The organism is Streptacidiphilus melanogenes, from assembly GCF_000787835.1.
Classification (GTDB): domain Bacteria; phylum Actinomycetota; class Actinomycetes; order Streptomycetales; family Streptomycetaceae; genus Streptacidiphilus; species Streptacidiphilus melanogenes.
This window is the reverse complement of sequence record NZ_BBPP01000042.1, coordinates 1-24,182: the sequence shown is the minus strand read 5'-3', so window position 1 is coordinate 24,182 and position 24,182 is coordinate 1. Positions and strand designations below refer to the sequence as shown.

The 24,182-nt window shown below is 72.5% G+C and carries 26 protein-coding genes and 1 pseudogene; 13 read left to right on the top strand and 14 right to left on the bottom strand.

Annotation, left to right across the window (positions count from 1 at the left end; genetic code table 11):
• The first annotated feature begins 105 nt into the window (after positions 1–105).
• Positions 106–819, top strand: a complete 714-nt coding sequence (locus TR49_RS31750; RefSeq protein WP_042387728.1) for a pentapeptide repeat-containing protein — start codon at positions 106–108, stop codon at positions 817–819.
• Here the strand turns inward: TR49_RS31750 and TR49_RS31745 are convergent.
• The 4 genes from TR49_RS31745 to TR49_RS31730 form a co-directional block, all read right to left on the bottom strand.
• On the bottom strand, positions 791–2,065 hold the full coding sequence (locus TR49_RS31745) for an extracellular catalytic domain type 1 short-chain-length polyhydroxyalkanoate depolymerase (RefSeq protein WP_042387792.1): 1,275 nt from the start codon (positions 2,063–2,065) through the stop codon (positions 791–793). The genes TR49_RS31750 and TR49_RS31745 overlap by 29 nt on opposite strands.
• Positions 2,066–2,261: 196 nt before the next feature.
• Complete coding sequence (locus TR49_RS31740) at positions 2,262–2,468, bottom strand: hypothetical protein (RefSeq protein WP_042387726.1); 207 nt, start codon at positions 2,466–2,468, stop codon at positions 2,262–2,264.
• A gap of 134 nt (positions 2,469–2,602) precedes the next feature.
• Positions 2,603–4,258 (bottom strand): CYTH and CHAD domain-containing protein, encoded by a 1,656-nt coding sequence (locus TR49_RS31735; protein ID WP_052434809.1) that lies wholly within the window; start codon positions 4,256–4,258, stop codon positions 2,603–2,605.
• A gap of 80 nt (positions 4,259–4,338) precedes the next feature.
• On the bottom strand, positions 4,339–4,764 hold the full coding sequence (locus tag TR49_RS31730) for a MarR family winged helix-turn-helix transcriptional regulator (protein WP_042387787.1): 426 nt from the start codon (positions 4,762–4,764) through the stop codon (positions 4,339–4,341).
• Positions 4,765–4,989: 225 nt separating this feature from the next.
• On the opposite strand from TR49_RS31730, the gene TR49_RS31725 reads away from it, so the two are divergent.
• The 5 genes from TR49_RS31725 (at position 4,990) to TR49_RS45075 (ending at position 7,905) form a co-directional block, all read left to right on the top strand.
• Positions 4,990–5,547 (top strand): YceI family protein, encoded by a 558-nt coding sequence (locus TR49_RS31725; RefSeq protein ID WP_042387724.1) that lies wholly within the window; start codon positions 4,990–4,992, stop codon positions 5,545–5,547.
• 59 nt (positions 5,548–5,606) lie between these two features.
• Positions 5,607–6,089, top strand: a complete 483-nt coding sequence (locus TR49_RS31720) for a type II toxin-antitoxin system PemK/MazF family toxin (RefSeq protein WP_042387722.1) — start codon at positions 5,607–5,609, stop codon at positions 6,087–6,089.
• Positions 6,090–6,182: 93 nt separating this feature from the next.
• Entirely contained in the window at positions 6,183–7,169 is a 987-nt protein-coding gene (locus tag TR49_RS31715) for an alpha/beta fold hydrolase (RefSeq protein ID WP_174501625.1), read from the top strand.
• Between the two features lie 4 nt (positions 7,170–7,173).
• Positions 7,174–7,653 carry a GNAT family N-acetyltransferase gene (locus TR49_RS31710; protein WP_201776253.1) on the top strand — a complete coding sequence of 160 codons (480 nt, stop codon included), beginning with the start codon at positions 7,174–7,176 and terminating at the stop codon, positions 7,651–7,653.
• A gap of 87 nt (positions 7,654–7,740) precedes the next feature.
• Positions 7,741–7,905 (top strand): hypothetical protein, encoded by a 165-nt coding sequence (locus TR49_RS45075; RefSeq protein ID WP_201776252.1) that lies wholly within the window; start codon positions 7,741–7,743, stop codon positions 7,903–7,905.
• A 29-nt stretch (positions 7,906–7,934) separates the two neighbouring features.
• On the opposite strand, the gene TR49_RS44395 is transcribed toward TR49_RS45075, so the two are convergent.
• The 3 genes and pseudogenes from TR49_RS44395 to TR49_RS43210 all read right to left on the bottom strand — a co-directional run bounded on the left by TR49_RS44395 (position 7,935) and on the right by TR49_RS43210 (position 9,765).
• Complete coding sequence (locus TR49_RS44395) at positions 7,935–8,096, bottom strand: hypothetical protein (protein WP_162484688.1); 162 nt, start codon at positions 8,094–8,096, stop codon at positions 7,935–7,937.
• Positions 8,097–8,109: 13 nt separating this feature from the next.
• Positions 8,110–8,709, bottom strand: a pseudogene (locus TR49_RS43215) (DUF1152 domain-containing protein); the annotation flags it as partial.
• Between the two features lie 45 nt (positions 8,710–8,754).
• Entirely contained in the window at positions 8,755–9,765 is a 1,011-nt protein-coding gene (locus TR49_RS43210; RefSeq protein WP_063770226.1) for a glycoside hydrolase family 18 protein, read from the bottom strand.
• Positions 9,766–10,200: 435 nt separating this feature from the next.
• On the opposite strand from TR49_RS43210, the gene TR49_RS31695 reads away from it, so the two are divergent.
• From TR49_RS31695 to pgi, 3 genes are all read left to right on the top strand, one after another.
• Positions 10,201–10,836 carry a response regulator gene (locus TR49_RS31695; RefSeq protein ID WP_042387719.1) on the top strand — a complete coding sequence of 212 codons (636 nt, stop codon included), beginning with the start codon at positions 10,201–10,203 and terminating at the stop codon, positions 10,834–10,836.
• The gene (locus tag TR49_RS31690) at positions 10,833–12,077 is read left to right on the top strand and encodes a sensor histidine kinase (protein WP_052434808.1); all 1,245 of its coding nucleotides are present in this window, start codon (positions 10,833–10,835) and stop codon (positions 12,075–12,077) included. The genes TR49_RS31695 and TR49_RS31690 overlap by 4 nt, the downstream gene beginning before the upstream one ends.
• Before the next feature lie 400 nt (positions 12,078–12,477).
• Positions 12,478–14,124, top strand: coding sequence for a glucose-6-phosphate isomerase (gene pgi / locus TR49_RS31685; RefSeq protein WP_042387717.1), 1,647 nt, complete (start codon positions 12,478–12,480; stop codon positions 14,122–14,124).
• A 13-nt stretch (positions 14,125–14,137) separates the two neighbouring features.
• Here pgi and TR49_RS31680 read toward each other — a convergent pair whose 3' ends face one another.
• A complete protein-coding gene (locus tag TR49_RS31680; protein WP_042387715.1) occupies positions 14,138–14,923 on the bottom strand; it encodes an SDR family NAD(P)-dependent oxidoreductase in 786 nt (261 codons plus the stop codon).
• A gap of 97 nt (positions 14,924–15,020) precedes the next feature.
• Here TR49_RS31680 and TR49_RS31675 point away from each other — a divergent pair, with 97 nt between their 5' ends.
• The gene (locus tag TR49_RS31675) at positions 15,021–15,851 is read left to right on the top strand and encodes a thioesterase family protein (RefSeq protein ID WP_042387714.1); all 831 of its coding nucleotides are present in this window, start codon (positions 15,021–15,023) and stop codon (positions 15,849–15,851) included.
• 33 nt (positions 15,852–15,884) lie between these two features.
• On the opposite strand, the gene TR49_RS31670 is transcribed toward TR49_RS31675, so the two are convergent.
• Together TR49_RS31670 and TR49_RS31665 are read right to left on the bottom strand one after the other, a co-directional pair.
• Positions 15,885–17,051 carry an RNA polymerase sigma factor gene (locus TR49_RS31670; RefSeq protein WP_042387777.1) on the bottom strand — a complete coding sequence of 389 codons (1,167 nt, stop codon included), beginning with the start codon at positions 17,049–17,051 and terminating at the stop codon, positions 15,885–15,887.
• A gap of 47 nt (positions 17,052–17,098) precedes the next feature.
• Positions 17,099–17,422, bottom strand: coding sequence for a YciI family protein (locus TR49_RS31665; protein WP_042387710.1), 324 nt, complete (start codon positions 17,420–17,422; stop codon positions 17,099–17,101).
• A gap of 112 nt (positions 17,423–17,534) precedes the next feature.
• Here TR49_RS31665 and TR49_RS44135 point away from each other — a divergent pair, with 112 nt between their 5' ends.
• The gene (locus tag TR49_RS44135; protein WP_160311664.1) at positions 17,535–17,711 is read left to right on the top strand and encodes a hypothetical protein; all 177 of its coding nucleotides are present in this window, start codon (positions 17,535–17,537) and stop codon (positions 17,709–17,711) included.
• A 4-nt stretch (positions 17,712–17,715) separates the two neighbouring features.
• On the opposite strand, the gene TR49_RS31660 is transcribed toward TR49_RS44135, so the two are convergent.
• The gene (locus TR49_RS31660) at positions 17,716–18,204 is read right to left on the bottom strand and encodes a GNAT family N-acetyltransferase (protein WP_042387708.1); all 489 of its coding nucleotides are present in this window, start codon (positions 18,202–18,204) and stop codon (positions 17,716–17,718) included.
• Between the two features lie 109 nt (positions 18,205–18,313).
• Here TR49_RS31660 and TR49_RS31655 point away from each other — a divergent pair, with 109 nt between their 5' ends.
• Complete coding sequence (locus TR49_RS31655) at positions 18,314–20,755, top strand: Tex family protein (protein WP_042387706.1); 2,442 nt, start codon at positions 18,314–18,316, stop codon at positions 20,753–20,755.
• 152 nt (positions 20,756–20,907) lie between these two features.
• Here TR49_RS31655 and TR49_RS31650 read toward each other — a convergent pair whose 3' ends face one another.
• On the bottom strand, positions 20,908–22,545 hold the full coding sequence (locus TR49_RS31650; protein WP_201776251.1) for a glycoside hydrolase family 13 protein: 1,638 nt from the start codon (positions 22,543–22,545) through the stop codon (positions 20,908–20,910).
• Positions 22,546–22,607: 62 nt separating this feature from the next.
• Positions 22,608–23,027: a tautomerase family protein gene (locus tag TR49_RS31645; RefSeq protein WP_042387702.1), complete on the bottom strand. Its 420-nt coding sequence runs from the start codon at positions 23,025–23,027 to the stop codon at positions 22,608–22,610.
• Between the two features lie 121 nt (positions 23,028–23,148).
• Between TR49_RS31645 and TR49_RS31640 the strand changes: the two genes are divergently transcribed.
• Entirely contained in the window at positions 23,149–23,778 is a 630-nt protein-coding gene (locus tag TR49_RS31640; RefSeq protein WP_042387700.1) for a TetR/AcrR family transcriptional regulator, read from the top strand.
• On the opposite strand, the gene TR49_RS31635 is transcribed toward TR49_RS31640, so the two are convergent.
• A partial coding sequence (locus tag TR49_RS31635; RefSeq protein ID WP_042387698.1) for an SbcC/MukB-like Walker B domain-containing protein occupies positions 23,759–24,182 on the bottom strand: 424 nt, incomplete at its 5' end. The genes TR49_RS31640 and TR49_RS31635 overlap by 20 nt on opposite strands.

Sequence of the window (24,182 nt, the reverse complement as noted above, 5' to 3'; positions counted from 1 at the left end):
CGCCGATCGAGCAGGGCCATCCGCACAGGGTGGTTGCCCGCGCAGCGTCCTCGCGCCCCTGAGGCGCTGCCTCCGGCTGTCAGCGCCGAGAGCTAGCCTGCGGGTATGGCTACCCAGGTCCCTGCACCCCGTGAGCTCGACGAGCTGCCGTTCGCTGCGCATCTGCGCCGGTTCGCCGGCGGCAGTCTGCGGGTGGGGGCGTTCGACACCGTGCACATCGACGGAGTCGACTTCGTCGACGAGCGGGTCGAGGAGGCGAGTTTCGTCGAGGCGGCGGTCTCCGCCGCCTCGTTCGAGGGTGTGCGGATGCGGCGGGCGCGGTTCAACGACGTGTGGCTGCAGGGCGTGCGGATGGTCGGCTGCGATCTCGCGGAGAGCAACTGGCTGGACGTGGAGGCCGTCGGCGGGGTCTTCGCGGGGGTGGAGATCCACGGGGCGGGGCTGCGGCGCGTGGTGTTCCACGGGTGCAAGTTCGACTCGCTGAACCTGCGCGGGGCCAAGCTGCACGAGGTGGTGTTCCACGACTGCGTCCTGCGGGAGGTGGATCTTTCGGGCGCCGCGCTGACCCAGTGCTCGTTCCCCGGCTCGCGGCTGGAGCAGGTCCACCTCCACCAGGCGAAGCTGACGGAGGTGGACCTGCGCGAGGCGGTGGCGCTCGAACTGGCCGACGGGGTCGACTCGCTGCGCGGGGCCGCAGTCACGCCGACGCAGTTGCTGGAGCTGGCCCCGGCGCTCGCCGCCGCCCTGGGGGTGACGGTGCGGGAGGCCGGGGAGCCCCTCAAGGGTGCGGTCAGGCGGGGCAGCCGGAGTCGGCGATGACGTAGTAGCCCGGCGCGGTCTCCTCCAGCGTGTGGCTGTAGAAGACGTTGTCCAGACCGAGGCTCGCGTTGGACCCGTCGGCGTAGGCGATGCCGCCCACGTCGTGCGCGCGCCCGGCGGTCACCTGGGCGTAGTTCGAGCCCGGGGAGCAGCTCGGCGTGTACGTGGCGGTGGGTGTGGGTGTCGGCGTGGGCGTCGGCGTCGGTGAGGCGGACGCGCTGGAGCTCGCCGTGGGAGACGCCGACGGGCCCGAGCCGGTGATGCCCCAGAACTGCGCCGTGTAGTACGACGAGCAGATGTAGCTGAGGAAGTACGCGCCCGTCTGCCCGCACTGCGTGCTGCCCGAGCCGGGGTCGACCGCGAGGCCGTGGCCCATGCCGGAGATGCTGTAGAGCTCCACGGCCGGGTTGCCGCTCGCGTCGTCGTAGACGCTCTCCGTGGTGCCGCCGGTCAGCGACCGGGTGCTGGAGGCCGTCTGCGAGACGCCCCAGGCGTTGGTCCACTGGTCGCGCAGTTCGGTCGCGTTGACGGGGTAGACGGTGTAGTCCGCGGTGCCCTGCCAGATCGCCACGCGCGGCCACGGACCGGTCCAGCCGGGATCGGAGTTGCGGACCTTGTCGCCCCACTGGGCCGGGGTGAGGTTCTGGTTGTTCTGCTGGCAGCCGGAGGCCGCGCTCTGGCTGGTGGCGCACTGGGCGGGGAGGCCGGAGTCGACGGAGCCGCCGGCGAAGACGTCGGGGTAGTCGGCGAGGAGGTCCGCGGTCATGCCCGCGCCCGCGGAGAGGCCGGTGACGAAGACGCGCTCGGTGTCGGAGTGGTACTGGGCGACCGCGTGGTCGACCATCGCCTTGACCGACGCCGCCTCGCCGTTGCCGCGCGTGTCCTTGGTCGAGTCGAACCAGGAGAAGCAGGACAGCGCGTTGTTGGCGCTGCTCGTCTGCGGGAAGACGACGGCGAAGCCGAACGTGTCGGCGAGCTGCGCCCAGCCGGAGTCGTCGTAGTAGTCCGTCGCCGTCTGGGTGCAGCCGTGCAGGGCGACGACGAGCGGGGCGCCGCTCGCCAGGCCCGCGGGGGCGTACTCGTACATGGCGAGGTTGCCCGGGTTGCTGCCGAAGGAGCTCACCTGGGTCAACGAGCCGGAGTTCGCGGTCGCCGCGCCCGGCAGGGCGATCAGACCGACGACGGCGAGGGCGGCGGCGGAGACGGTCGCGAGGAGGGATCTCTGTCTGCGCAGGGCGGAGGTCATGACGGTCAGGGCGGACATGTCGGGCTCCAGGGGTGGGGGAGTGGCCACCCCGGAACCTAGAAGCGGACCGGGCCCCGCCGACATGTGCGTGTACACCACAACCGTGCCCGCCCGATGGCGGGCCGCCACGCAGACGGAGCGGAGGTTCCGGAGCCCAGGCGCGGAGCCGCGCGCCCGGGCTCCGAGCCGTCGGAGCTCAGTAGCCCGTGCGCTCCGTGTCGTCGAAGATCAGCTCGTTCTCGTCGTGCACCCGGCCGCAGCTGTGCGGTCCGGTGCACGGCTTGGCGGCGGCCTGCCGCCGGGGGCGCGGCAGCTGCCAGCCGGCCTCGACGAGCAGCTGTGCCTGGGAGTCGACGGACGGGGCCGTCTCGTCGTGGGTGAAGGAGAAGGAATCCACCAGCATGGGAGGCTCCGTGTCTCTACGCGGCGCCGCTTGTGCGCCTCCTGTGAAGCGACACTAAGGCAGGAACGCCCTGTTCCCGCCCGAGTTCATCAGCCGTTCCACGGATGGTGCCGAGCATGTCAGGTCGGTTCCCGTCACTTCACCCGGATGGCACTCGCCGCTGCCTGACGGGCGGGAACCTCGGCCTCGGCCGCGGTGATCGCCTCGCGTTGGCGGGCGTACAGGACGCCGTAGCCGAAGCCGGGTTCGCCCGCCCGGTGCGCGGCCTCCGCCAGTCCCGGCAGGGCCTGCGCCGCCATGAACGCGTCCTGGCGCTCGCCGAGCACCGTCTGCAGGTCCTTCATGACCTTGGCGAAACGCGGCTGCGCTGCTCCCTCGCCCGCGTAGCGGGCACGTTTGGCGGCGCGGCGGGCGGCGTGCATGGCGTCGTCCCGCTCCGGCGTCCCGGGGGTGAGGTCCAGAGCCGCGGCGACGCGGTGGCAGGCGCGGTGCTGTTCGCGGGTGAGCAGCCGGGGCACCTCCTTGGCGGCGGGGCGGTCGGCGCGCCCGCGCAGCGGCGGGTGGGCGGCCAGCGCGTCCAGGGCCTCCAGCAGCGCGAAGTACCGGGGTCCCTCCAGCTCGCGCACGGTCTGCCGCCAGGCCGTGCGGTAGCCCTGCCGGGACCAGTTCCGCAGCCGGCGGCGCATCGGTCCGGGGTGCTCGGTGCGGTGGAGCGTGTCCAGGTCCCGCAGCAGCCGCTCGCCCAGCACCTCTCTGTCGCGGGCGGTGCCGAGGGCGTGGCCGAGCCAGCGCAACTCCTCCTCCAGGCCGGCCACCTCGTCGACCCTCAGCAGCCGCTCGTGCACGCGCAGGGTGCTGCGCAGGCGTCGGGCGCAGACGCGCATCTGGTGCACGGCGTCAGGGGTGTCCCGGCGCACCTCGGCGTCCTGCGCGAGGAACTGCCCGACCTGCTGCCGCAGCAGGGCCGTGAGCAGCGCGCCGATGCTGCCGGGGGAGGACTCGGTCGTCCGGCCCGCCTCGGGACGTGTGGGGGCCGTCGGCCCGAGGGCACGGGCGAGCTTGGAGGCGCTGGCGCTGCGGCGCAGGCCCGCCTTCAGCAGCCGCCGCTCCACGGCGTCGAGCAGCGGGGTGTCGCCGTCGACGAGCTCGGCCTCCACCTCGTGCCAGCTCTCCGCGTGCCGCACGGCGCCGGCCGGGTCGAGCGCCTGGGCGGTGACGGAGTCGTCGGCCAGCTCGACCAGGGTGCGGTCGGCCCCGTCGGTGAGCAGGGTGCGCCGGCGCTCGGTGGCGAGCCGGGCGACGGGCGCGAGGCGGCCGTCGCGGACGTAGGCGCGGACACGGGTCAGGAACTCCGGTGGGACGTCCGGCGGCGCGTCGGGATCGGCGGTGGACGTCGACGCGTCGAGCGGCAGGTGCAGCTCCAGGCGGGCGCCGTCAGCGGCCGGGAGCTTGAGGTGCCAGCCGGCGTCGTGGCCGCCGGTGCGGCGGCGCAGCGTGATCCGTCGTGCGAGCAGACGCAGGTCGGGCGTGTCGTAGTAGACGGCCCGCAGGCTCTCCGATTCGGCGGCGACGGCGGTGAGCAGCCCGCCCGCTTCGGCGCCGGCGCCGTCCCCGGCGGTCAGCGGGACGTCGGCGAGCGACGGGAGGGCCGCGGCCGCGTCGCCTTCGTACTTGCGCTCGCGCTCGACGTGCCCGACCGGCTCCGCAGGCCGGCGTGCCGTCGTCCTGCGGGCCTTGCGCGACGTCGTCTTCTGCGACGTCGACTTGCGGGCCGTCGTCTTGTGCGCCATCGTCCGCGCTCCCTTCCAGGATCTTCCCGGCCGCGGCACCCGTCACGCGTGTCCCGCCCGTCCGCCGTGAGGCTTCCTGTTCAGCTTTCCGGAAGGACCTCGGGGCAACCCTCCATCGCGCCGAGAATCCGCTCGGAGATCTGCGTCAACTGGGTGACCTGCTCCTCGCTCAACGGGTCGAAGAAGAGGGTGCGGACCAGCTCGACGTGGCGCGGCGCGGCCGCCTCGATGGCCCGGCGGCCGGCGTCGGTGATCACGACGAAGGAGCCGCGGCCGTCCTCGGTGCACTCGGCGCGCTCGATCAGGCCGCGCTTGACCATGCGGGCCAGGTGGTGCGAGAGGCGGCTCTTCTCCCACTGGAGGTTGCGCGCCAGCTCGAGCACGCGGACCCGCCCGTCGGGCACGTCGGTGAGGACCACCAGCACGGAGAAGTCGGCGATGGAGATGTCGGACTCGGCCTGTATCTGGCGCGCGAGCTGAGCGTCGAGCTGCTGGCGCATGCGCATGAAGGTGCGCCACAGGTGCTGCTCGGCCGGGCTGAGCCAGCGCGGCTCGGCGGGATCGGCCTGGACGGCGGCGGTCCGGTCGGCGTGGGCGGTCTGGAGGGCCTGGGCGGGGGAGGGACGGGAAGTGCTGGTCATGGAAGAAATCCTACCTCTTTGGTTGACATGTCATCCAGATCGGTGCACTCTGTAGATGACGGATCAACCACTTTGGAGAGGTCAATCATCATGAGCACCACCATCACCCCCGCGCTGAACGGCAGCTACACCATCGACCAGGCGCACAGCCGGATCGGCTTCGTCGCCCGCCATGCGATGGTCACCAAGGTGCGCGGTTCCTTCAACAGCTTCAACGGCGCGGTCTCGGTCGACGCGGAGAAGCCGCAGGCCTCGTCGGTCGACCTCACCATCGACGTCGAGAGCATCGACACCCGCAACGCCGACCGTGACGGTCACCTGCGCGCCAACGACTTCCTCGACGTCGCCAACCACCCGACGATCACCTTCCGCTCCACCGACGCCGCCTTCGACGGCGAGACGCTCGAGCTCACCGGTGACCTGACGGTGCGCGGCGTCACCCAGCGGATCACCGTCCCGTTCTCCTTCGAGGGCGCGGCCACCGACCCGTTCGGCAACAACCGCCTGGGCTTCGAGGGCCAGCACGCGATCAGCCGCAAGGACTACGGCATCACCTGGAACGCCGCGCTGGAGACCGGCGGTGTCCTGGTCAGCGACAAGATCGTGCTCGAGTTCGAGATCTCCCTGGTCAAGAACCAGAACGCCTGAGCTCGATCCTCGGCGAACCTGCCGAAACCGGGGGTTCCGCTCGGCGATAGCCTGTCCGGATGATCGGTCTGAGTGGCACTCACCACAGCGAGTACGAAGAGAATCCCGGCCGCAACGGCTCCACCGCCACGATCGAGGTGGAGCCGCGCGGCCTGCGCATCGTGCACATGAGCTACGCGCCGCGGCACGACGGCGACCCGGACCCGGGCGAGATCGTCTGGACCTGGGTGCCCTTCGAGGAGCGCGACGGGCGCGGCAAGGACCGTCCGGTGCTGATCGTCGCCCGCGAGCACGCCGGCACGCTGCTGGCGGTCGAGCTCACCAGCAAGCGCCACGACCGCAGCACCGGCGACGACGTCGCCGAGTGGGTCGCCCTCGGTCAGGGCCCCTGGGACCGCGAGGCCCGCGACTCCTGGGTGAACCTGGAGCGCGTCTTCCGCGTCCACCCCGCCGGAATGCGCCGCGAGGCGTCCTCCCTCGACCTCGACCGCTTCACGCTCGTCGCCGCCCGGCTGATGCACCTGTACGGCTGGCAGGCCTGATCCGTCCGCTCCGTTGTTCTCATGCTCCGTCAATCCGCCTAAGGTGGGGGCGGGTTGACGGAGCAGACAGAGTAACCAGGTAGGGGGCGGGCCTTGTTCGCGATCGAGCACCACGACGTCCAGGTGAACGGCATCACGCTGCACTATGCGGCGGCGGGACATCCCGATGCGCCGCTGGTCGTGCTGCTGCACGGCTTCCCCGAGTGCTGGTACTCCTGGCGCCACCAGCTCCCCGCCCTGGCCGCGGCCGGCTATCGCGCCGTCGCCCCCGACCAGCGCGGCTACGCCCGCAGCGACGCGCCCGCGTCCGTCGAGGCGTACACGCTGCCGCACCTGGTCGGCGACGTCGTCGCGCTCACCCGCGCGCTCGGGGCGTCGCGCTTCGCCGTGATCGGGCACGACTGGGGCGCACCCGTCGCCTGGCTGACCGCACTGCTCCGCCCCGACCTGGTCCGCGGCGTCGTCGGCCTCAGCGTCGCGCCGCCGCTGCCGCGCCAGGGCGACATGCCGCCGCTCGCGGTCATGGACGCGCTCTTCCAGGGCCGCTTCTACTGGACCTACTTCAACCGCCGCGGTCTCGCCGACGCCGAGTTCGCCGCCGACCCCGAGCGCACCTTCCGCGCCTTCCTGTACGGCGCGAGCGGCGACAACCCCCGCAACGACCCACAGCCGCCCCAGCCGCTCGTCCAGCCCGACGGGAGCTTCCTCGGGTCGCTGGACGACACCAAGCGGATCCCGTCCTGGGTGACGGAGGACGACATCGCCGTCTTCGCCGCGGAGTACACGAAGAACGGCTTCACCGGCGGCCTGAACTGGTACCGCAACCTCGACCGCAACTGGGAGCTCTCGGCCGCCTGGGACCGCCTGCCGCTCCGCGTCCCCGGCCTGTACGTGTACGGCGACCGCGACCTGGTCGTCGGCTTCCCCGGCATGGACGGCGTGCTCGACGCCCTCCCGCGGACGTACCCCACCCTCGGGCCGACCGTCACCCTCCCCGGCTGCGGGCACTGGACCCAGCAGGAGCGCCCGGCCGAGGTCAACGCGGCGCTCCTGGACTTCCTGGCGGGCCTGGAAGACTGACGCCATGACCGAGATCGTCACCACCGCCCGGCGCCCCGACCTCCACCAGCAGGCCAGGAAGGCGCTCAGGGGCGGCTGGCCGACCTTCGTCCTGCACGACCCGCTTTCGAACGCCTACCGCCGGCAGGTGGAGACGTACTTCGCGGACTACGACCTGCTGCTCCTGGAGGACGGCGAGGTGGTCGCCGACGGACGGGCGGTGCCGCTGTCCTGGGACGGTGACGTGGCCACGCTCCCGGACGGCTACGACGGCGCGCTGGTCCGCGCGGTGACCGAGCACGAGGGCTCCGTCGCGCCGGACACGCTCTGCATCATGGCCGTGACCGTGCGGCCTGACCGGACGCGGGGCGGGCTGGCCGGAAGGGTGATCCGGGCGCTGCGCGACCGTGCCGTCGAGGCCGGGCTGCACCGCGTGATCGTGCCGGTACGCCCGACCCTCAAGGCGAGCTACCCGCTGGCGTCGATGGCCGACTTCGCGCGCTGAACCCGCGAGGACGGCCTGCACCTCGATCCCTGGATCCGCACCCACCAGCGCCTCGGCGCGACCCTCCTCGCCCCCGCCCCGCGGTCCATGGCCGTCTCCGGAACGGTGGCGGACTGGGAGAAGTGGACCGGCATGGCCTTCCCCCAGTCCGGCCGCTACGTGGTTCCCGACGCCCTGGACCTCGTCGAGATCGACCGCGAGCAGGACCGGGGCGTCTACGCCGAGACCAACCTCTGGATGCGGCACCTGTAGGACGGACGCGGGACGGACGCGGGACGGGTTCAGGCCGGACGCCACCGGGCGTACGGCCGGGTCGGGATCTCCGTGTTGTGGCCGCTCGGGTCCTCGAAAGGCGCCGCGGCGGCCGAAGAGGCGGTCGATGCGGCCTGGCTGGTGCGGGCGTGGTCCAGGGCCGACCCGGCCGTCACGATCACGAACTCCACGCCCTGTTCCCGCTCAGTGCGGGAAGGCCCTGGGTGGGCGGAGCGCCGGGAGGGAGTCGCGGAACTCCTCGATCACCGTGCTGATCTGGCGGGTCAGCACGGTGCGTTCCAGCAGCGGCAGGTAGAGGTTGCGGCGGGCCAGGCCGACGGCGTCGACGGCGAAGTAGAGCGTCATCAGCGGGTTGACGAAGAGTTCGCTGCGGCGGGTGCGCTCGGTGAACCGGGCGTCGCCGAACTCCCCCCGCAGGGCCGCCGCGACCGAGCCGTTGACGATGCTGGGGTGCGACGGCGTCTCGGCCTGCGCGTGGGCGACGGCGTCGAGGTAGCAGGCCCCGGCGCGGCTCTCGCGCGGGACGGAGAAGGCGCCGAGGTAGGCGCCCTCGCGGGCGAGGGCGGCCAGGTTCTCCAGGGCCAGCGAGTGGTTGACCCCGTGGTAGGCGTCGACGCCGAAGCCGAGGCAGACGACCAGCCGTTGCTCGACCTCGTCCAGCCCGGCGACGGCGCCGAGACTGGCCATGTCCTCCTCGGGCGTGCCGAGCCCGTTCTCGTCCCCGCGCATCAGGATGTCCGTCCCGCCGTCGACCAGGACGATCGCGTCGACCCCGCCCAGGTGCGCAGTGGCCGGAGCGGAACAGCCGGTGCGGCGGATTTTCCGCGGTCAGCCCCAGCCGTCGCGGTAGGCGGTCCAGTCGGCGGTCGAGGCGGAGAAGTCGGCGTAGAGGGCGACGCCGAACGGGCGGCCGTGGAGGGGGGAGGCGGCGAGGCCGGCGCGGATGCCGTGGAGGGCGGCCGGGACGGTCTCGGCGTCGGCGTGGTGGCCGAGACTGTTCTCGCGGTAGGCCGGGAGGCCGATCAGCACGTCGACGGAGGGCGGGACGGCGGCGAGGGCGAGGGTGGTCTGCTCGGCGAGATAGCCGGAGAACAGGGCGGGCGTCGGCATGCCGCTGTCGTAGGCCATCACGTCGACCTGGTCGACGCGCCGGCTGACAGCCGCCAGATAGTCGCGCGACCACCACTTCGGATGTCCCGTCAGCGCCCCGGCGAGCACCCGGATCGGGGGCAGCGGGTCGGTCTGCGGGACGGCGACGGACAGCACCCGGCCGTGGGCGCGCGTCAGCGTGTGCAGTCGGTCGAGCAGGGCGAGGTAGCCCCTGTCGCCGGAGTGGACCGGTTCGACGTCGAGGTTGATCCCGTCGAAGCCGAGCGCCAGCAGCGACGACGCCGAGGCGAGCAGGTTCGTGCGGGTCGTGGCGCGGGAGAGGACGAGGCCGCTCGGGCCCTCCGAGGCGACGACGTCGCCGAGCCAGGCCTGCACCCGGACGCCGGGGGCGAGCCGGTGGAAGGTGGCGATCACCCAGGCGGCGCGCGGCGCGAGCGCCGGGTCGAGTGTGCCGTCGTCGCGGGTGGGGCCGACGTGGACGTAGAGGTCGCGCACGCCGTGGCCGGCGCCCGCGCCGCCGAGGCTGCGCAGCAGGGACGCGGCGTCGGCGTCGGTGTGGCGGCCGTCGACCCACGCGTGTCCGAGCCAGACCGCGTCACGGCCCTGGGAGCGGACGTCCGCCTCCGGTCCGGCTCCGGCCGCCCAGACCAACCCGAACGGCAGCAGCGCCACGGCCAGCGCGAGCAGCGGCACCGCCGCGCGCCGTGCGATCCATCCCCGCCAGAGCATTCCGCCGCTCCCCTTCCCGAATTCACCGCGTCGTTCGGACAGGATGATCGGAAGATCACGAACGGTTCCCACGGGAAGCGGAGAGAACGGTTTCTCGTCGCGCGGCGGCGGCGGATCCATTGGATCCTGCACAAATGCGGAGAATTCGGAAATTTCGCTTCCGATGCGTGGGCCGCCACGGCCTCCGGTGAACGGGCACCCCCCCGTAGTGCCCGCCACCAGGCACGTTGCCGTGCGGTCCGGCCATCATGGTTGTACTCGAACCGGAGTCGGCACCCCCATGAGGCGGTTGGCGGACCTCCGATCGGGGGTTCGATTTTCATAAGGTTGTGCCCTGAGGTACGGTCGCGCGAGGTGCGCTATGGCGCATGCCGGAACACACAGGTAGGAAACAGGCGCGTGGTTCCAACGCAAGCGAGCGGTCCGATCCGAGCCATGATCGTCGACGATGAGGCGCTGATCCGGTCGGGTCTGGCCATGATTCTCGGCAACGCGCCGGACATCGACGTCGTCGGCACCTGTTCCGGCGTCGAGGCCGTCGCCGAGGTGCGGCGCCTGCGGCCCGACGTGGTCCTGCTCGACATCCGAATGCCCGATGTCGACGGGCTCACCCTGCTGCGCCGCATCCGCGAACTGCCCGACGCGCCCTACGTCGCCATGCTCACCACCTTCGACACCGACGAGTACCTCGACCAGGCGCTGCGGCTCGGCGCCAGCGGCTTCCTGCTCAAGGACACCGAGCCGGACGTGCTCGCCCGCTCCGTCCGCGCCGTCTCCACCGGCGCCGGCTGCCTCTCCACGCCCGTCCTGCGCCGCCTCGGCCAGAACCGCCGGGCCGGCGGCCACCCCGCCGCGGCGGCGGTCGACACCCTCACCGAGCGCGAACGGCAGGTGCTCGCCTTCCTCGGCCGCGGCCTGTCCAACGTCGAGATCGGCGCCCGCATGCACCTCGGCGCGGCGACGGTGAAGGACTACGTCAGCGCCGTGCTGACCAAGCTGGGCGTCACCAACCGCATCCAGGCCGCGGTGCTGGCCGAGCGGGCCGGGCTGCTGGAGGAGAGCGAGCTGTGAGGGCCTGGCCGGGACGGGGGATCGGTCGGCAGGTCGGCAAGGCGTTCGGCAGACGGGCCGACCGGTTCTGCCGCTGGGTGCGCACCCGCGTCGCCCGCCTGCCGCAGCGCGTCCGCAACGCCGCCGTCACCCTCATCCTGACGGCCGCGGCGTTCCTGGACGCCGGGCTGAACTACCCGGGCACGAAGGACTGGACCTTCTGGGCGTCCATGGTCTCCTGCGCCGTCCTGCTCTTCCGCCGCCGCTTCCCCCGGCTGGTGCTGGTCGGCACCCTGCCCGGCCTGTACGCGGGAACGGCGCTGGTCGCCTCGATGGTCGCCCTGTACACCGTCGCCCGCTCGCGCCGTGTCGCCTGGCAGGCGTGGTTCGCGGCGGCGGTGGTCGGCGTCGGCCTCTACCTGCCGTGGCCGATCAGCAAGGAGCTGACGGAGTCCGCGAGCGACCACATCCAGCGGCTCATCTACGCCGTCATGCTGTCGATCGGCCCCGCGGCCCTCGCCCTGCTGATGCAGACGCGCGAGGCGCTGCAGGCCCGCATCGTCGAGCTGGCCACGCTGCGTGACCACGAGCGGGAGCTGCACGCGCAGACGGTCATCGCGCGCGAGCGCGCGCGGATCGCCCGCGAGATGCACGACGTCGTCTCCCACCAGGCCGGACTGATAGCCGTTCAGGCGGGTGCGCTCCAGGTCACCGCGAAGGACGCGGGCGTCCGCGAGGTCGCCGGCACGCTGCGCGGCCTCGCCGTCGCGACGCTCGAGGAACTCCGCAGCATGATCCTCGTCCTGCGCGCGGCCGGCGCCGGCCCGACGGAGCTGGCCCCCCAGCCCCGGCTCGCGGATCTGCCGCGCCTGGTCGCGGAGTCCGAGGCGGACGCGTCCCTGGAGATCGCCGGCTACGGGGACGACGCCCTCCCGCTGCTGCCGGAACCGATCGAGCGCGCGGCGTACCGCACGGTGCAGGAGGCGCTCACCAACGCGCGCAAGCACGCGCCGGGCGCGCCGACCACCGTCAGGGTGGAACTGCGGGACGACTCGCTGCGCGTCGCCGTCACCAACGCCGCGCCGCCGGCGGCGGCGCCGAGCCCCCACGACGCCCAGCTTCAGCTGCCCGGCGGCGGCCACGGCATCGTCGGCCTGCGCGAGCGCGCCGCACTCCTCGGCGGCACCCTCGCCGCCGGCCCCACCGCGGACGGCGGCTTCAAGATCCGCCTCAGCCTCCCCCTCACCGCCGCGGCGCGCTGAGCGACACCCCCAGGGGCGCGAGGAGCTGCGCGAGGAACCGCCCAGCGCGGACGGCCCTGCTCGTTCGGCGTGCCAGGCGGGTGGGTGGCTTGTCGCGCAGTTCCCCTCGCGCCCTGGGGGGAGTGTGGCCGGGCTGGGTCGCGCTCGGGTGGCGGAGCCGCAGGTCGGTACGGTCTCGCGCCCCTGGGGGAGTGTGGCCGGGCCGGGTCGCGCTCGCGCGGCGGAGCCGCAGGTCGGTACGGTCTCGCCGCCCCCGGGGGGAGCACGACGTCCGGTGCCCCTGAACAGGGCGACTTCTTCGTGGTCCTGATGTCCCGCAACCTTCCGTTTCCTCGAAGGGCATAGGCTCGTCCCTGACGAAAGGGCCCGTGAGGGCGGGCCGGTGTTGGAAGGACGCGTGATGACCCAAGGACCCCGTCTGGACCAGCTGCCCGAGTGGGCGGCGCTCGCCGCGCACCGCGCGGACTTCGGGGAGACGCACCTGCGTTCGCTCTTCGCCGAGGACCCCAAGCGCGGCGAGTCGTCCACCCTCCAGGTGGGCGACCTGTACGTCGACTACTCCAAGCACCTGGTCACCGAAGAGACGCTGACGCTGCTCCGCAAGCTCGCCGAGGTCCGTGGGGTGGCGGCGCTCCGCGACGCCATGTTCCGCGGTGAGAAGATCAACATCACCGAGAACCGCGCCGTGCTGCACACCGCGCTGCGCGCGCCCCGGGGTGCGGTGATCGAGGTGGACGGCGTCAACGTCGTGCCCGAGGTGCACGCCGTGCTCGACAAGATGGCGGCCTTCGCCCGCCGGATCCGGTCGGGGGAGTGGACCGGTCACACCGGCAAGCGGATCCGCAACGTCGTCAACATCGGCATCGGCGGCTCGGACCTGGGCCCGGCGATGGCCTACGAGGTGCTCCGCAGCTTCACCGACCGCGACCTGACGGTGCGTTTCGTCTCCAACGTGGACGGCGCGGACCTGCACGAGGCGGTGCGCGACCTGGACGCCGAGGAGACGCTGTTCATCGTCGCCTCGAAGACCTTCACCACCATCGAGACCGTCACCAACGCCACCAGCGCCCGCACCTGGCTGCTGGAGCAGCTCGGCGCCGGTCAGGAGGCGGTGGCCAAGCACTTCGTCGCGCTGTCGACGAACGGCTCCGAGGTGGCGAAGTTCGGCATCGACACGGCCAACATGTTCGAGTTCTGGGACTGGGTCGGCGGTCGCTACTCCTACGACTCCGCGATCGGGCTCTCGCTGATGATCGCCATCGGTCCGGAGGCGTTCGAGGAGATGCTGGCCGGCTTCCGCCTGGTCGACGAGCACTTCCGCACCGCGCCGCCGGAGCAGAACGTGCCGCTGCTGCTCGGTCTGCTGGGCGTCTGGTACGGCGCGTTCTTCGACGCGCAGGCACACGCCGTGCTGCCGTACTCGCACTACCTGTCGAAGTTCACCGCCTACCTGCAGCAGCTGGACATGGAGTCCAACGGCAAGTCCGTGCAGCGCGACGGCGAGCCGGTGGAGTGGCAGACCGGCCCGGTCGTGTGGGGCACGCCGGGCACCAACGGCCAGCACGCGTACTACCAGCTGCTGCACCAGGGTACGAAGGTGATCCCGGCGGACCTGATCGGCTTCGCCCGTCCGGTCGCCGACCTCGCGCCCGGCCTGGTCGCGCAGCACGACCTGCTGATGGCGAACCTCTTCGCCCAGGGCCAGGCGCTGGCCTTCGGCAAGATGCCGGACGAGGTGCGCGCCGAGGGTGTCGCCGAGGAGCTGGTGCCGCACAAGACCTTCAAGGGCAACCACCCGACCACGACCATCCTGGCGGGCGAGCTGACCCCGTCCGTGCTCGGCCAGCTGGTGGCCCTGTACGAACACAAGGTGTTCGTCCAGGGTGCGATCTGGAACATCGACTCCTTCGACCAGTGGGGCGTCGAGCTCGGCAAGGTGCTGGCCAAGCGGATCGAGCCGTCGCTCGTCGAGGGCACCGGCCTGGACGCGCTCGACTCCTCGACCGCGGGTCTGGCCGTCCGCTACCGCGAGCTGCGCGGCCGGTAACCAGGGCGCCGACTCACCAGGGCATCGCCACGCCGCCGTTGGGGCGCAGGATCTGCCCGGTCACGAACCGGGCGGCATCGCTGACCAGGTAGTGGACGGCGTGCGCGATGTCCTCCGGCTCGCCGATCATGCCGAGCGGGGAGAGCCGCTTGAGCGGCTTCTCCGCCGCCGCGCGAGCGGCCTCGTCGATGCTGCCGTCGGGCAGCATGTAGTGGCGCGACGTCATCGCGGTGCGCACCAGACCCGGTGCCACCGCGTTGACGCGCACCCCGAAGCGGCCCACCTCCGCCGCGAGGTTCTTGGTCAGCTGCACCACCGCGGCTTTCGAGACGCTGTAGCTCATGATCTCCGGCGTCGCGCTGTCCACCGCGCCCGACGCGGTGTTGACGATGGCTCCGCTCCCTTGCGCGCACATGATCCGCGCCGCGGCCTGGCAGGCGTGGAAGGTGCCCTTGAAGTTCACCGCCCAGACGGCGTCCAGGTCCTCCTCCGGCACGTCCACGACCAGCCCCGTGCGGATGATGCCGGCGATGTTGCAGAGGATGTCCAGCCGCCCGTGCCGCTGCGCGGTTCCGGTGACCAGCTCGACGACCTGGTCGCGCCGGGCGACGTCGACCTCGGCCGCACCGCCGCCGAACTCCGCGGCGGTGCGCGCCGCGGCGGCGCCGTCGACGTCCGCGCAGACGACGTGCGCGCCCGCTGCGGCCAGGACTCGCGCCGTGGCGCGGCCGATGCCGCTGCCCGCGCCGGTGACGACCGCGATCCGCTTGTCCAGTGCATAGGCTTCGAAGGCAACCATGTCGCGGTGGTAGCAGATGCACCTTGACGTTGGAAGAAGCGCTGCGCTTAACTACCGTTAAGTAACTTATGACAGTGGTCAGAGTCAGGAGCGCAGCATGACCGAGTTCGAGCAGGGGACCGCGGTCGCCAGACGTGCGGGCGCGCCCGGCGTCTACGACGCCGAACTGGGCGCGGGCTGGCGCATCGGCGGCGGCATCAACGGCGGCCTGCTGCTCTCCCTGGTCGGCCGGGCGCTCGCCGACCACCTCGGGGAGGCGGGCGGCCACCCGCAGCCCGTCTCCGTCAGCGGCTACTACATCTCGCCCTCCCGCCCCGGCCCGGCCGAGGTGCACGTCGAGACGATCCGCAGCGGCCGCACGCTCTCCACCGGCGCCGCCACCCTGCGCCAGACCGCCGACGACGGCAGCAGCGTCGAGCGCCTGCGCGTCCTCGCCAGTTACGGCGACCTGGCCCGCGCCGACGAGGACGTCCGCACCACTGCGAAGCCGCCGCAGCTCCCGCCCGTCGAGCAGTGCATCGGCACGGACGCGGCCCCGCCGCAGTTCCTGGCCTCGGCCGACCTGCTCCAGCGACTCGACCTCCGCCTCGACCCCGCCTACGTGGGATGGGCCGTCGGCCAGCCCTCCGGCGAGGGCCGCATCCAGGGCTGGCTCCGCATGGCCGACGGCCACGCGCCCGACCCGCTGCTGCTCCTCTTCGCCGTCGACGCCCTCCCGCCGGTCACCTTCGACCTCGGCCTCTTCGGCTGGACCCCGACGATCGAACTCACCGCCCACATCCGCGCCGTCCCCGCCCCGGGCTGGCTGCGCATCGTCCACTCCACGCGCAACCTCGCCGGCGGCTTCCTGGAGGAGGACTGCGAGATCTGGGACTCGAACGACCGCCTCGTCGCCCAGTCCCGCCAGCTGGCCGCCGCCCCGCGCTGAGGTCCGGCTGCCTGTAGGCGGTCTAGAGGCGGTCTAGAGGCGGTCCCGACGGCGGGTCAGCGCGGCGGTCTCGGCGGTGTTGCCCGCCAGTTCGACGGCACGGTCGTAGGCCGCGCGTGCCTCCGCCGTGCGGCCGAGCCGGCGCAGCAGCTCGGCACGGGCCGCGTGGAAGGCGTGATAGCCCTCCAGCGTCTGGGCGAGCCGGTCGACGGACGCCAACGCCACCGCCGGGCTGTCGAGTTCGGCGAGCGCGATGGCCCGGTTGAGGGCGACGACCGGTGAGCGGTCGAGACGCACGAGCTGGTCGTAGAGGGCGACGACCTGGGACCAGTCGGTGTCGTCCATGGCACGGGCGGAGGTGTGGACGGCGTTGATCGCAGCGAGGAGCTGGTATCGCCCGGGCGCCTCCCCGGAGTCCAGTCGCTCCCGTATGAGCCGGTGCCCCTCGGCGATCAGCGCGGCGTCCCAGGCCGAACGGTCCTGCTCCTCGAGGGCGACCAGCTCGCCGGCGGGCGAGACCCTCGCCGTGCGGCGGGCCTCGGTCATCAGCATCAGCGCCAGCAGCCCCGCCACCTCGCCGTCCTTCGGCAGCAGCGCGCGGAGCAGGCGGGTGAGCCGGATCGCCTCGGCCGTCAGGTCCTGGCGGACCGGGTCGGTGTCGGGGCCGGTCGGCAGATAGCCCTCGTTGAAGACGAGGAAGAGGACGGCGAGGACGCCCGAGACGCGTCGGGGGAGATCCTCCGCCGCCGGCACACGGTAGGGGATGCGCGCCGCTTTGATCTTGGTCTTGGCTCGGGTGATCCGCCGCGCCATCGCGCTCTCCTGAACCAGGAAGGCCCGAGCGATCTCGGCCACGGTCAGTCCGCCGACCAGTCGCAGGGTGAGCGCGACCCGGGCGTCCGGCGCGAGGGCGGGGTGGCAGCAGACGAAGACCAGCCGCAGCCGCTCGTCCTCGACCGCGCCGACCGGCTCGGGCGCTTCGTCCTGCCACATCCGGGCCTCCTGCTGCTTGGCCTCACGCCGACTCTCGCGTCGGATCCGGTCGATGGCCCTGCGCTGCGCGGTCGTGGTCAGCCACGCACCAGGGTTCGGCGGCACGCCGTCCGTCGGCCACCGCTCCACCGCTGTCGCGAACGCCTCGGCGGCGGCCTCCTCGGCGATGTCGAGGTCCCCGAAACGCCTCGTCAGCGCGGCGACCATCCGGGCCCACTCCTCGCGGTGGGCCCGGGTGATCGCGTCGTGGACAGTCACAGGAACGGCCGCACCTCGACCTTCCGGTTGCAGGCCTTGGACCCTCCGGCGGCCAGCTTCAGCGCCACGTCGAGATCGGGCGCCTCGATGATCCAGAACCCGACGACGTACTCCTTCGTCTCCACGAACGGCCCGTCAGTGACGAGCGGTTCATCTCCGCGGTTGTCCACCACGGTCGCGTTGTCGGTCACCCCGAGGCCCCCGGCGAAGACCCAGTAGCCGTCGGCCTTCATCTGCTGGTTGAACACCACGATCGCGGCCTGCTCGGCCTCGGTCGCGAACTCGGCACTGTCGTGGATCACGTTGAGCAGGTACTGCATCTCGGATCGTCTCCCGGGTGCGCGGCCACCCCTCGCGGGCGACCCCTCACCCTTACTACGAATGCCCTCGCCCCGATCGGACACCACACCCGGGATTCTGTAGTTTTGGGGCATGGCCTGTGACCGTCCCCAACCGGCCCCGGAGGAGATCTCCCGGCTGCGTGCGGTCGCGGACGAACTGACGGAGTTCGCCGCGCGCCGGCAAGGCCGTCCCTTCGCCTTCGGCGACCGCATCGTCGTCGGCCGCTGGTCGGTGGACACCTCAGGCCTGCGGACTTACGAGGACTGACCGGTCACAGCCGCGTGTACATGATGTGCAGCCCGACATAGCCGAGCGCCGGGTGGTGGAAGCCTTCGGGGATGGTCGTCATGACCTCGAAGCCGAGCGACTCGTAGAGCTTCACCGCGTGGGTGTTGCTCGCCGCCACCGCGTTGAACTGGACGCCGCGGTACCCCTGCTCGCGGGACCAGCCGAGCAGGTACCGGCACAGGGCGCCGCCGACGCCGCGGCCCTGGTGCTTCGGGTCGACCATGAAGCTGCCGCTGGCGATGTGGGAGCCAGGGCCCATCTTGTTCGGGTACATGTTGGCGGTGCCCAGCACCAGGCCGGACTCGTTCACCGCGACCACGACGTGGCCAGGCGGGCGGACCATCCACATCGCACGGCCCGTCGGTTCGTCGAGGTCCGTCGGGTAGGCGAAGGTCTCGCCCGCGGCCGTGATCTCACGGAAGAACGGCCAGATCGACGCCCAGTCGGCGTCCGTTGCCTCACGGATCTGCATGGCGCGATCCTGCCACCGCGACCCGCCCGACCGCGCGGTGGTTTTCCTCCCCGGTCCGGGCGGGACAGAATGGCGCCGCACGTATCCAGCGAGAGAGCGGTAACCAAGAGTGACCCTGTCCATTGAGCAGACCATCGCCGAGGAGCTCGGCGTCCGTCCCGCACAGGTGCAGTCCGCCGTGGAACTGCTCGACGGAGGGGCGACCGTCCCCTTCATCGCCCGGTACCGCAAGGAGGCGACGGGGTCGCTCGACGACGCCCAGCTCCGCACCCTGGAGGAGCGCCTGCGCTACCTGCGGGAGATGGAGGAGCGGCGCGCCGCGATCCTGGAGTCGATCCGCAGCCAGGGCAAGCTGGACGAGGCCCTGGAGGCGCAGATCCGCGCCGCCGACTCCAAGGCCCGGCTGGAGGACATCTACCTCCCGTTCAAGCCCAAGCGCCGCACCAAGGCGCAGATCGCCCGCGAGAACGGCCTGGAGCCGCTCGCCGACGCGCTGCTCGCCGACCCCACGCGCGACCCGCAGGCGGAGGCCGCGGCCTACCTCGGTGAGAACGTCGCCGACGCCGCCGCCGCGCTGGACGGCGCCCGCTCGATCCTGGTCGAGCGCTTCGCCGAGGACGCCGACCTGATCGGCGAGCTGCGCGAGCGCATGTGGGGCCGGGGCCGCCTGGTGGCCAAGGTGCGCGACGGCAAGGAGCAGGACGGCGCGAAGTTCGCCGACTACTTCGACTTCGCCGAGCCCTACGTCAAGCTCCCCTCGCACCGCGTCCTCGCGATGCTGCGCGGCGAGAAGGAGGACGTGCTCGAGCTGACGATGGAGCCCTACGCCGACGAGGCCGACGCCGAGGCCCCCGGCGGCTACGAGGCCCGGATCGCCAACCGCTTCGAGGTCGCCGACCGCGGCCGTCCGGCCGACAAGTGGCTGCAGGACACCGTGCGCTGGGCCTGGCGCACCCGCATCCTGGTGCACCTCGGCATCGACCTGCGGCTGCGGCTGCGCACCGAGGCCGAGGACGAGGCCGTCCGGGTCTTCGCCGCCAACCTGCGCGACCTGCTGCTCGCTGCGCCGGCCGGCGCCCGCGCCACGCTCGGCCTGGACCCGGGCTACCGCACCGGCGTCAAGGTCGCCGTCGTCGACGCGACCGGCAAGGTCGTCGCGTACGACACCATCCACCCGCACGTCCCGGCCAACAAGTGGGACGAGTCGATCGCGACTCTGGCCAAGCTCTGCGCGAGGCACAACGTCGACCTGGTCGCCATCGGCAACGGCACCGCGTCGCGCGAGACGGACAAGCTGGCGCTGGACCTGATCAAGCGTCACCCCGAGCTGAAGCTGACCAAGGCCGTGGTCTCGGAGGCGGGCGCCTCCGTGTACTCGGCCTCCGCCTTCGCCTCGCAGGAGCTGCCGGACCTCAACGTCGTCATCCGCGGCGCGGTCTCCATCGCCCGTCGACTCCAGGACCCGCTGGCCGAGCTGGTGAAGATCGACCCGAAGTCCATCGGCGTCGGCCAGTACCAGCACGACGTCTCCGAGACGAAGCTCTCGCGTTCACTGGACGCGGTCGTGGAGGACTGCGTCAACGGCGTCGGGGTGGATGTGAACACCGCCTCCGCGCCGTTGCTGACCCGCGTCTCCGGCATCGGCGCCGGGCTGGCGGACAACATCGTCGCCCACCGCGACGCCAACGGCCCGTTCCGCAGCCGCAAGGAGCTGAAGAACGTCGCGCGGCTCGGCCCCAAGGCCTTCGAGCAGTGCGCGGGCTTCCTCCGCATCCCCGGCGGCGACGACCCGCTGGACGCCTCCAGCGTCCACCCCGAGGCCTACCCCGTCGTCCGCCGCATCCTCACCACCACGGGCGGCGAACTGAAGACCCTGATCGGCGACAGCGCGAAGCTGCGCACGCTCAGGCCCGGCGACTTCGCCGACGACACCTTCGGCGTGCCGACGGTGAAGGACATCCTCGCCGAGCTGGAGAAGCCGGGCCGCGACCCGCGTCCGGCCTTCCGGACCGCCGAGTTCAGGGAGGGTGTCGAGAAGCTGGCCGACCTCGAGCCCGGCATGGTGCTGGAGGGCACGGTCACCAACGTGGCCGCGTTCGGCGCGTTCGTGGACATCGGCGTGCACCAGGACGGCCTGGTCCACGTCTCGGCGCTGTCGAAGAACTTCGTCAAGGACCCGCGTGAGGTCGTGAAGTCCGGCGACATCGTGCGGGTGAAGGTGCTGGACGTGGACATCCCGCGCAAGCGCATCTCGTTGACGCTGCGTCTGGACGACGACGCCCAGGCGGGCTCGGCCGGTGGCGGCGACCGCGGCCGGCGGCGTGAGCGCGGTGAGCGCGGCGGCCAGGGTGGTCAGGGCGGCCAGCGTGGTGGCCAGCAGCGCGGTCAGGGCGGCCAGGGTGGCGGGGGTCAGCGCGGTCAGGGCGGCGGCGGCCAGGGCGGGGGTCAGGGTCAGCGCGGTGGCGACCGGCGGCCCCCCGCTCCGCGTGACGGCGGCGCGGTCAACAGCGCCATGGCCGACGCCCTGCGCCGCGCTGGCCTGGCCAAGTAGGGCTACTGGATGGGACCGTCAACCTTGCCAGTGATCGATGGCTCAGTGATCCCTGGTGCTGATTCGGCGGATTGGCGGTCCTCCAGCTCGTAGGATGATGCGTGAGGCCCCTCCCGTCCCCCCGTGCGGCAGGGGCCTCCTTTCCGCGGGTGTCAGTGCCCCCGCAGCCACACCGCCGCGTCCGGCGGCAGCATGCCGTCCATGAGCTCCGCACTCGCGAGCAGCCCTGTCGCCCCCGCCGGCAGGGGCGTCGGCTCCGGGCCGAGGTTGACGACGCAACGGACGCCGCCAGGGCGGGTGAAGTCCAGCACCTCCGGCGCGGATGCGTTCCACCGCAGCGGGCCGTCGCCCAGCCCGGGCAGGGCGCGCCGCAGGTGCAGCGCCTCCCGGTAGAGCTCCAGGTGCGAGCCGGGCATGCCGCTCTGTGCGGCGACGGTCAACTCCCGCCAGCCGTCCGGCTGGACGTCCAGCCACGGCGCGGCCGAGGCGCGTGCGGGGCTGAAGCCGAAAGGCTGCTCCTGGCCCTCCCACGGCAGCGGCACCCGGCAGCCGTCCCGTCCCCGGTCCACGCCGCCGCTGCGCAGCCATGTCGGGTCCTGCCGCAGCTCGTCCGGGATGTCCTCGACCTCCCACAGCCCGAGCTCGTCGCCCTGGTACACATATGCGCCGCCCGGCAGCGCCAGCATCAGCAGCGCCGCCGCCCGCGCCCGGCGGGTGCCCAAGGCCAGGTCGACGGGCAGCCCGTGACGCGCCGCGCGGTCGAAGCCGTACGACGTGTCGGCGCGGCCGTAGCGGGTGACGTGCCGGGTGGTGTCGTGGTTGGACAGCACCCACGTCGCGGGCGCGCCGACCAGCGCGTGCGCGGCCAGCGTCGCGTCGATCACCTCCCGGAACGCGGCCGCGCTCCAGGGGGAGCGCAACAGCGGGAAGTTGAACGCGGTGTGCAGCTCGTCCGGGCGCAGGTAGCGGGCGAAGCGCTCAGGATCCTGCTCCCACAGCTCCGCGACGAAGGCGCGGTCGTCGGGGTAGGTGTCGAGCAGCTTGCGCCAGGAACGGTAGATCTCGTGCACGCCCTCCTGGTCGCGCCAGGGGTGCGGCCGCTGGTGGTGGCCTGCGGCGTCGGGGAGGCCGTCCTCCTTGACCAGGTGGTCGGTCACGTCGATGCGGAAGCCGTCCACGCCGAGATCCAGCCAGAACCGCAGCACGGACAGGAACTCGGCGCGGACCTCGGGGTGCTCCCAGTTCCAGTCCGGCTGCTCGGGTGCGAACATGTGCAGGTACCAGGAGCCGTCTGCGGTCCGGCTCCAGGCCGGACCGCCGAAGTGCGAGGGCCAGTCGTTGGGCGGCAGCTCCCCGTGCTCGCCACGCCCGGCCCGGAAGTGGAACCGGTCGCGTTCCGGCGCGCCCGGCCCGGCGGTCAGCGCGGCCTGGAACCACGGGTGCTGCTCGGAGCAGTGGTTCGGCACGAGGTCGACGACGATCCGCAGGCCCAGCGAGTGGGCCTCGCGGATCAGCGCCTCGGCCTCGTCCAGCGTCCCGAAGGCGGGGTCGATGTCGCGGTAGTCGGCCACGTCGTAGCCGCCGTCGGCGAGCGGTGAGACGTACCAGGGCGAGAGCCACAGCGCGTCCACGCCGAGCCCGGCCAGATGCCCGAGCCGTGTCCTCAGGCCGGCGATGTCGCCGGTCCCGTCCCCGTTCCCGTCGGCGAAACTGCGCGGATAGACCTGGTAGATGACGGCGCTTCGCCACCACGGGGTGGCCTGGCCCTGGGCGTCCTCGGTAGTCGGCACGCTCTCCACGATGCCCCACCGGTCCTGGCCGGGCCACCCCTCTCCCGGCTGTCGGCCCCGCCTCAGGCGCCGCCGCTGATCCGTTCGACCAGCCGCTCGCCGGTGAGGGCCTCGCCGCCGACGCCCCAGCCGCCGTCCGGGGCGTTGAGGATGTTGACCCAGGTGTTCTCCCGCTCGTGGCCCGGACCGGTCAGCTCGTCGACGACGGCGGTCGCGGCGTGGACGAACGCCGCGCGGGCCTCCGCCGTGGGCAGGCCGATGTTCGGCAGCTTCAGCTCGACCATGACGACCGGGCGGTTCGTGCCGCCGGCGTAGACGTCCTCGGGCGGCAGGACGTGGACGGTCCCGCCGACGAACGACAGGAAGGTCTTGTTCCCGGCCAGCCCGGAGGCCTCGACGAGGGCGTCGGTCAGGCGGGGCAGGATCTCGCGCTCCCCGGCGGGCGTGAGCACGCCGCGCGGGGCGGTGACGGTGATGGGCATGAGGGGTCCCTTCGGTATGTCCACTGGCTAGCTAGTACGTACGTCCTAGCCGTGGTTCCAGCGTGGGCTAGGATGGGCGTACTAGTCAAGTCCTTCGTGAGCCTGAGGATGGTGGGCGTTGATGGCCGCGGACACCCGGGACCGGATGATCGAGGCGACCGTCGAGGCGCTGCGGCGGCGCGGCGTGGCCGGCATGTCCTTCACCGAGGTGCTGCGCGAGAGCGGCGCGGCGCGCGGCGCGATCTACCACCACTTCCCGGGCGGCAAGGGCCAGTTGGTCGCCGAGGCGGCGACCAGGAACGGGCAGGACGTGCGGGCCGCGCTGGCCGCGCTCCCGGCGGACGATCCGCTGACGTTCGTCGAGTCCTTCCTCGCCCTGATCCGGCCCGTCGTCGAGTGCTCCGCCACGGGCGCGGGCTGCGCGGTCGCCGCCGTCACCGTCGCCTCCGGCGAACCCGCGGACAACGCGTCCCTGCGCGAGGTCGCGGCCACGGCCTTCGCCTCCTGGACCGACACCCTCGCCGCCCGCCTCACGGCCTGCGGCCTGCCCGACGCCGAGGCGGGCGACCTCGCCACCACCCTGCTCGCCCTGCTGGAGGGCGCCCAGGTCCTCTGTCGCGCGGAGGGCTCCGCCACCCCCTTCGACCGGATGACCCGCACCGCCCTGCAACTGACCCGCACCCGCTACCCGGCCCGCCAGGACGTGGCACCCGGGCCCGGGCGGAGGTCGCTCAGGCGTCCTCCTGGCTGAGGGTGGAGCCGGAGCGGCCCTTGTGGACGGTGAGTTGTTGGGGAATGCGGTCGCGGAGCTCGGAGACGTGGCTGACGATGCCGACGGCGCGGTCGCGCTCGCGGAGGGAGTCGAGGACGGACATGACCTCCTCCAGGGTGTCCGGGTCGAGCGCGCCGAAGCCCTCGTCGATGAAGAGGGTGTCCAGCGGCATGCCGCCCGCCTCGTCCGTGACGACGTCCGCGAGGCCCAGGGCCAGGGCCAGGGAGGCGAAGAAGGACTCGCCGCCGGAGAGGGTCGCGGTGTCGCGGTACTGGCCCGTCCAGGCGTCGAGGACCTGGAGGCCGAGGCCGGAGCGGGCGTTGCCGCGCACACGGGCGTCGGTGTGCTCCAGGGTGTAGCGACCGCCCGACATGATCCGCAGG

Bases quoted from the DNA above. Each gene is read 5' to 3' on its own strand.
- TR49_RS31750 (WP_042387728.1), top strand. From the start codon at position 106: ATGGCTACCCAGGTCCCTGCACCCCGTGAGCTCGACGAGCTGCCGTTC.
- TR49_RS31745 (WP_042387792.1), bottom strand. From the start codon at position 2,065: ATGACCTCCGCCCTGCGCAGACAGAGATCCCTCCTCGCGACCGTCTCC.
- TR49_RS31740 (WP_042387726.1), bottom strand. From the start codon at position 2,468: ATGCTGGTGGATTCCTTCTCCTTCACCCACGACGAGACGGCCCCGTCC.
- TR49_RS31735 (WP_052434809.1), bottom strand. From the start codon at position 4,258: ATGGCGCACAAGACGACGGCCCGCAAGTCGACGTCGCAGAAGACGACG.
- TR49_RS31730 (WP_042387787.1), bottom strand. From the start codon at position 4,764: ATGCGCATGCGCCAGCAGCTCGACGCTCAGCTCGCGCGCCAGATACAG.
- TR49_RS31725 (WP_042387724.1), top strand. From the start codon at position 4,990: ATGAGCACCACCATCACCCCCGCGCTGAACGGCAGCTACACCATCGAC.
- TR49_RS31720 (WP_042387722.1), top strand. From the start codon at position 5,607: ATGATCGGTCTGAGTGGCACTCACCACAGCGAGTACGAAGAGAATCCC.
- TR49_RS31710 (WP_201776253.1), top strand. From the start codon at position 7,174: ATGACCGAGATCGTCACCACCGCCCGGCGCCCCGACCTCCACCAGCAG.
- TR49_RS45075 (WP_201776252.1), top strand. From the start codon at position 7,741: ATGGCCGTCTCCGGAACGGTGGCGGACTGGGAGAAGTGGACCGGCATG.
- TR49_RS43210 (WP_063770226.1), bottom strand. From the start codon at position 9,765: ATGCTCTGGCGGGGATGGATCGCACGGCGCGCGGCGGTGCCGCTGCTC.
- TR49_RS31695 (WP_042387719.1), top strand. From the start codon at position 10,201: ATGATCGTCGACGATGAGGCGCTGATCCGGTCGGGTCTGGCCATGATT.
- pgi (WP_042387717.1), top strand. From the start codon at position 12,478: ATGACCCAAGGACCCCGTCTGGACCAGCTGCCCGAGTGGGCGGCGCTC.
- TR49_RS31680 (WP_042387715.1), bottom strand. From the start codon at position 14,923: ATGGTTGCCTTCGAAGCCTATGCACTGGACAAGCGGATCGCGGTCGTC.
- TR49_RS31675 (WP_042387714.1), top strand. From the start codon at position 15,021: ATGACCGAGTTCGAGCAGGGGACCGCGGTCGCCAGACGTGCGGGCGCG.
- TR49_RS31670 (WP_042387777.1), bottom strand. From the start codon at position 17,051: ATGGTCGCCGCGCTGACGAGGCGTTTCGGGGACCTCGACATCGCCGAG.
- TR49_RS31665 (WP_042387710.1), bottom strand. From the start codon at position 17,422: ATGCAGTACCTGCTCAACGTGATCCACGACAGTGCCGAGTTCGCGACC.
- TR49_RS44135 (WP_160311664.1), top strand. From the start codon at position 17,535: ATGGCCTGTGACCGTCCCCAACCGGCCCCGGAGGAGATCTCCCGGCTG.
- TR49_RS31660 (WP_042387708.1), bottom strand. From the start codon at position 18,204: ATGCAGATCCGTGAGGCAACGGACGCCGACTGGGCGTCGATCTGGCCG.
- TR49_RS31645 (WP_042387702.1), bottom strand. From the start codon at position 23,027: ATGCCCATCACCGTCACCGCCCCGCGCGGCGTGCTCACGCCCGCCGGG.
- TR49_RS31640 (WP_042387700.1), top strand. From the start codon at position 23,149: ATGGCCGCGGACACCCGGGACCGGATGATCGAGGCGACCGTCGAGGCG.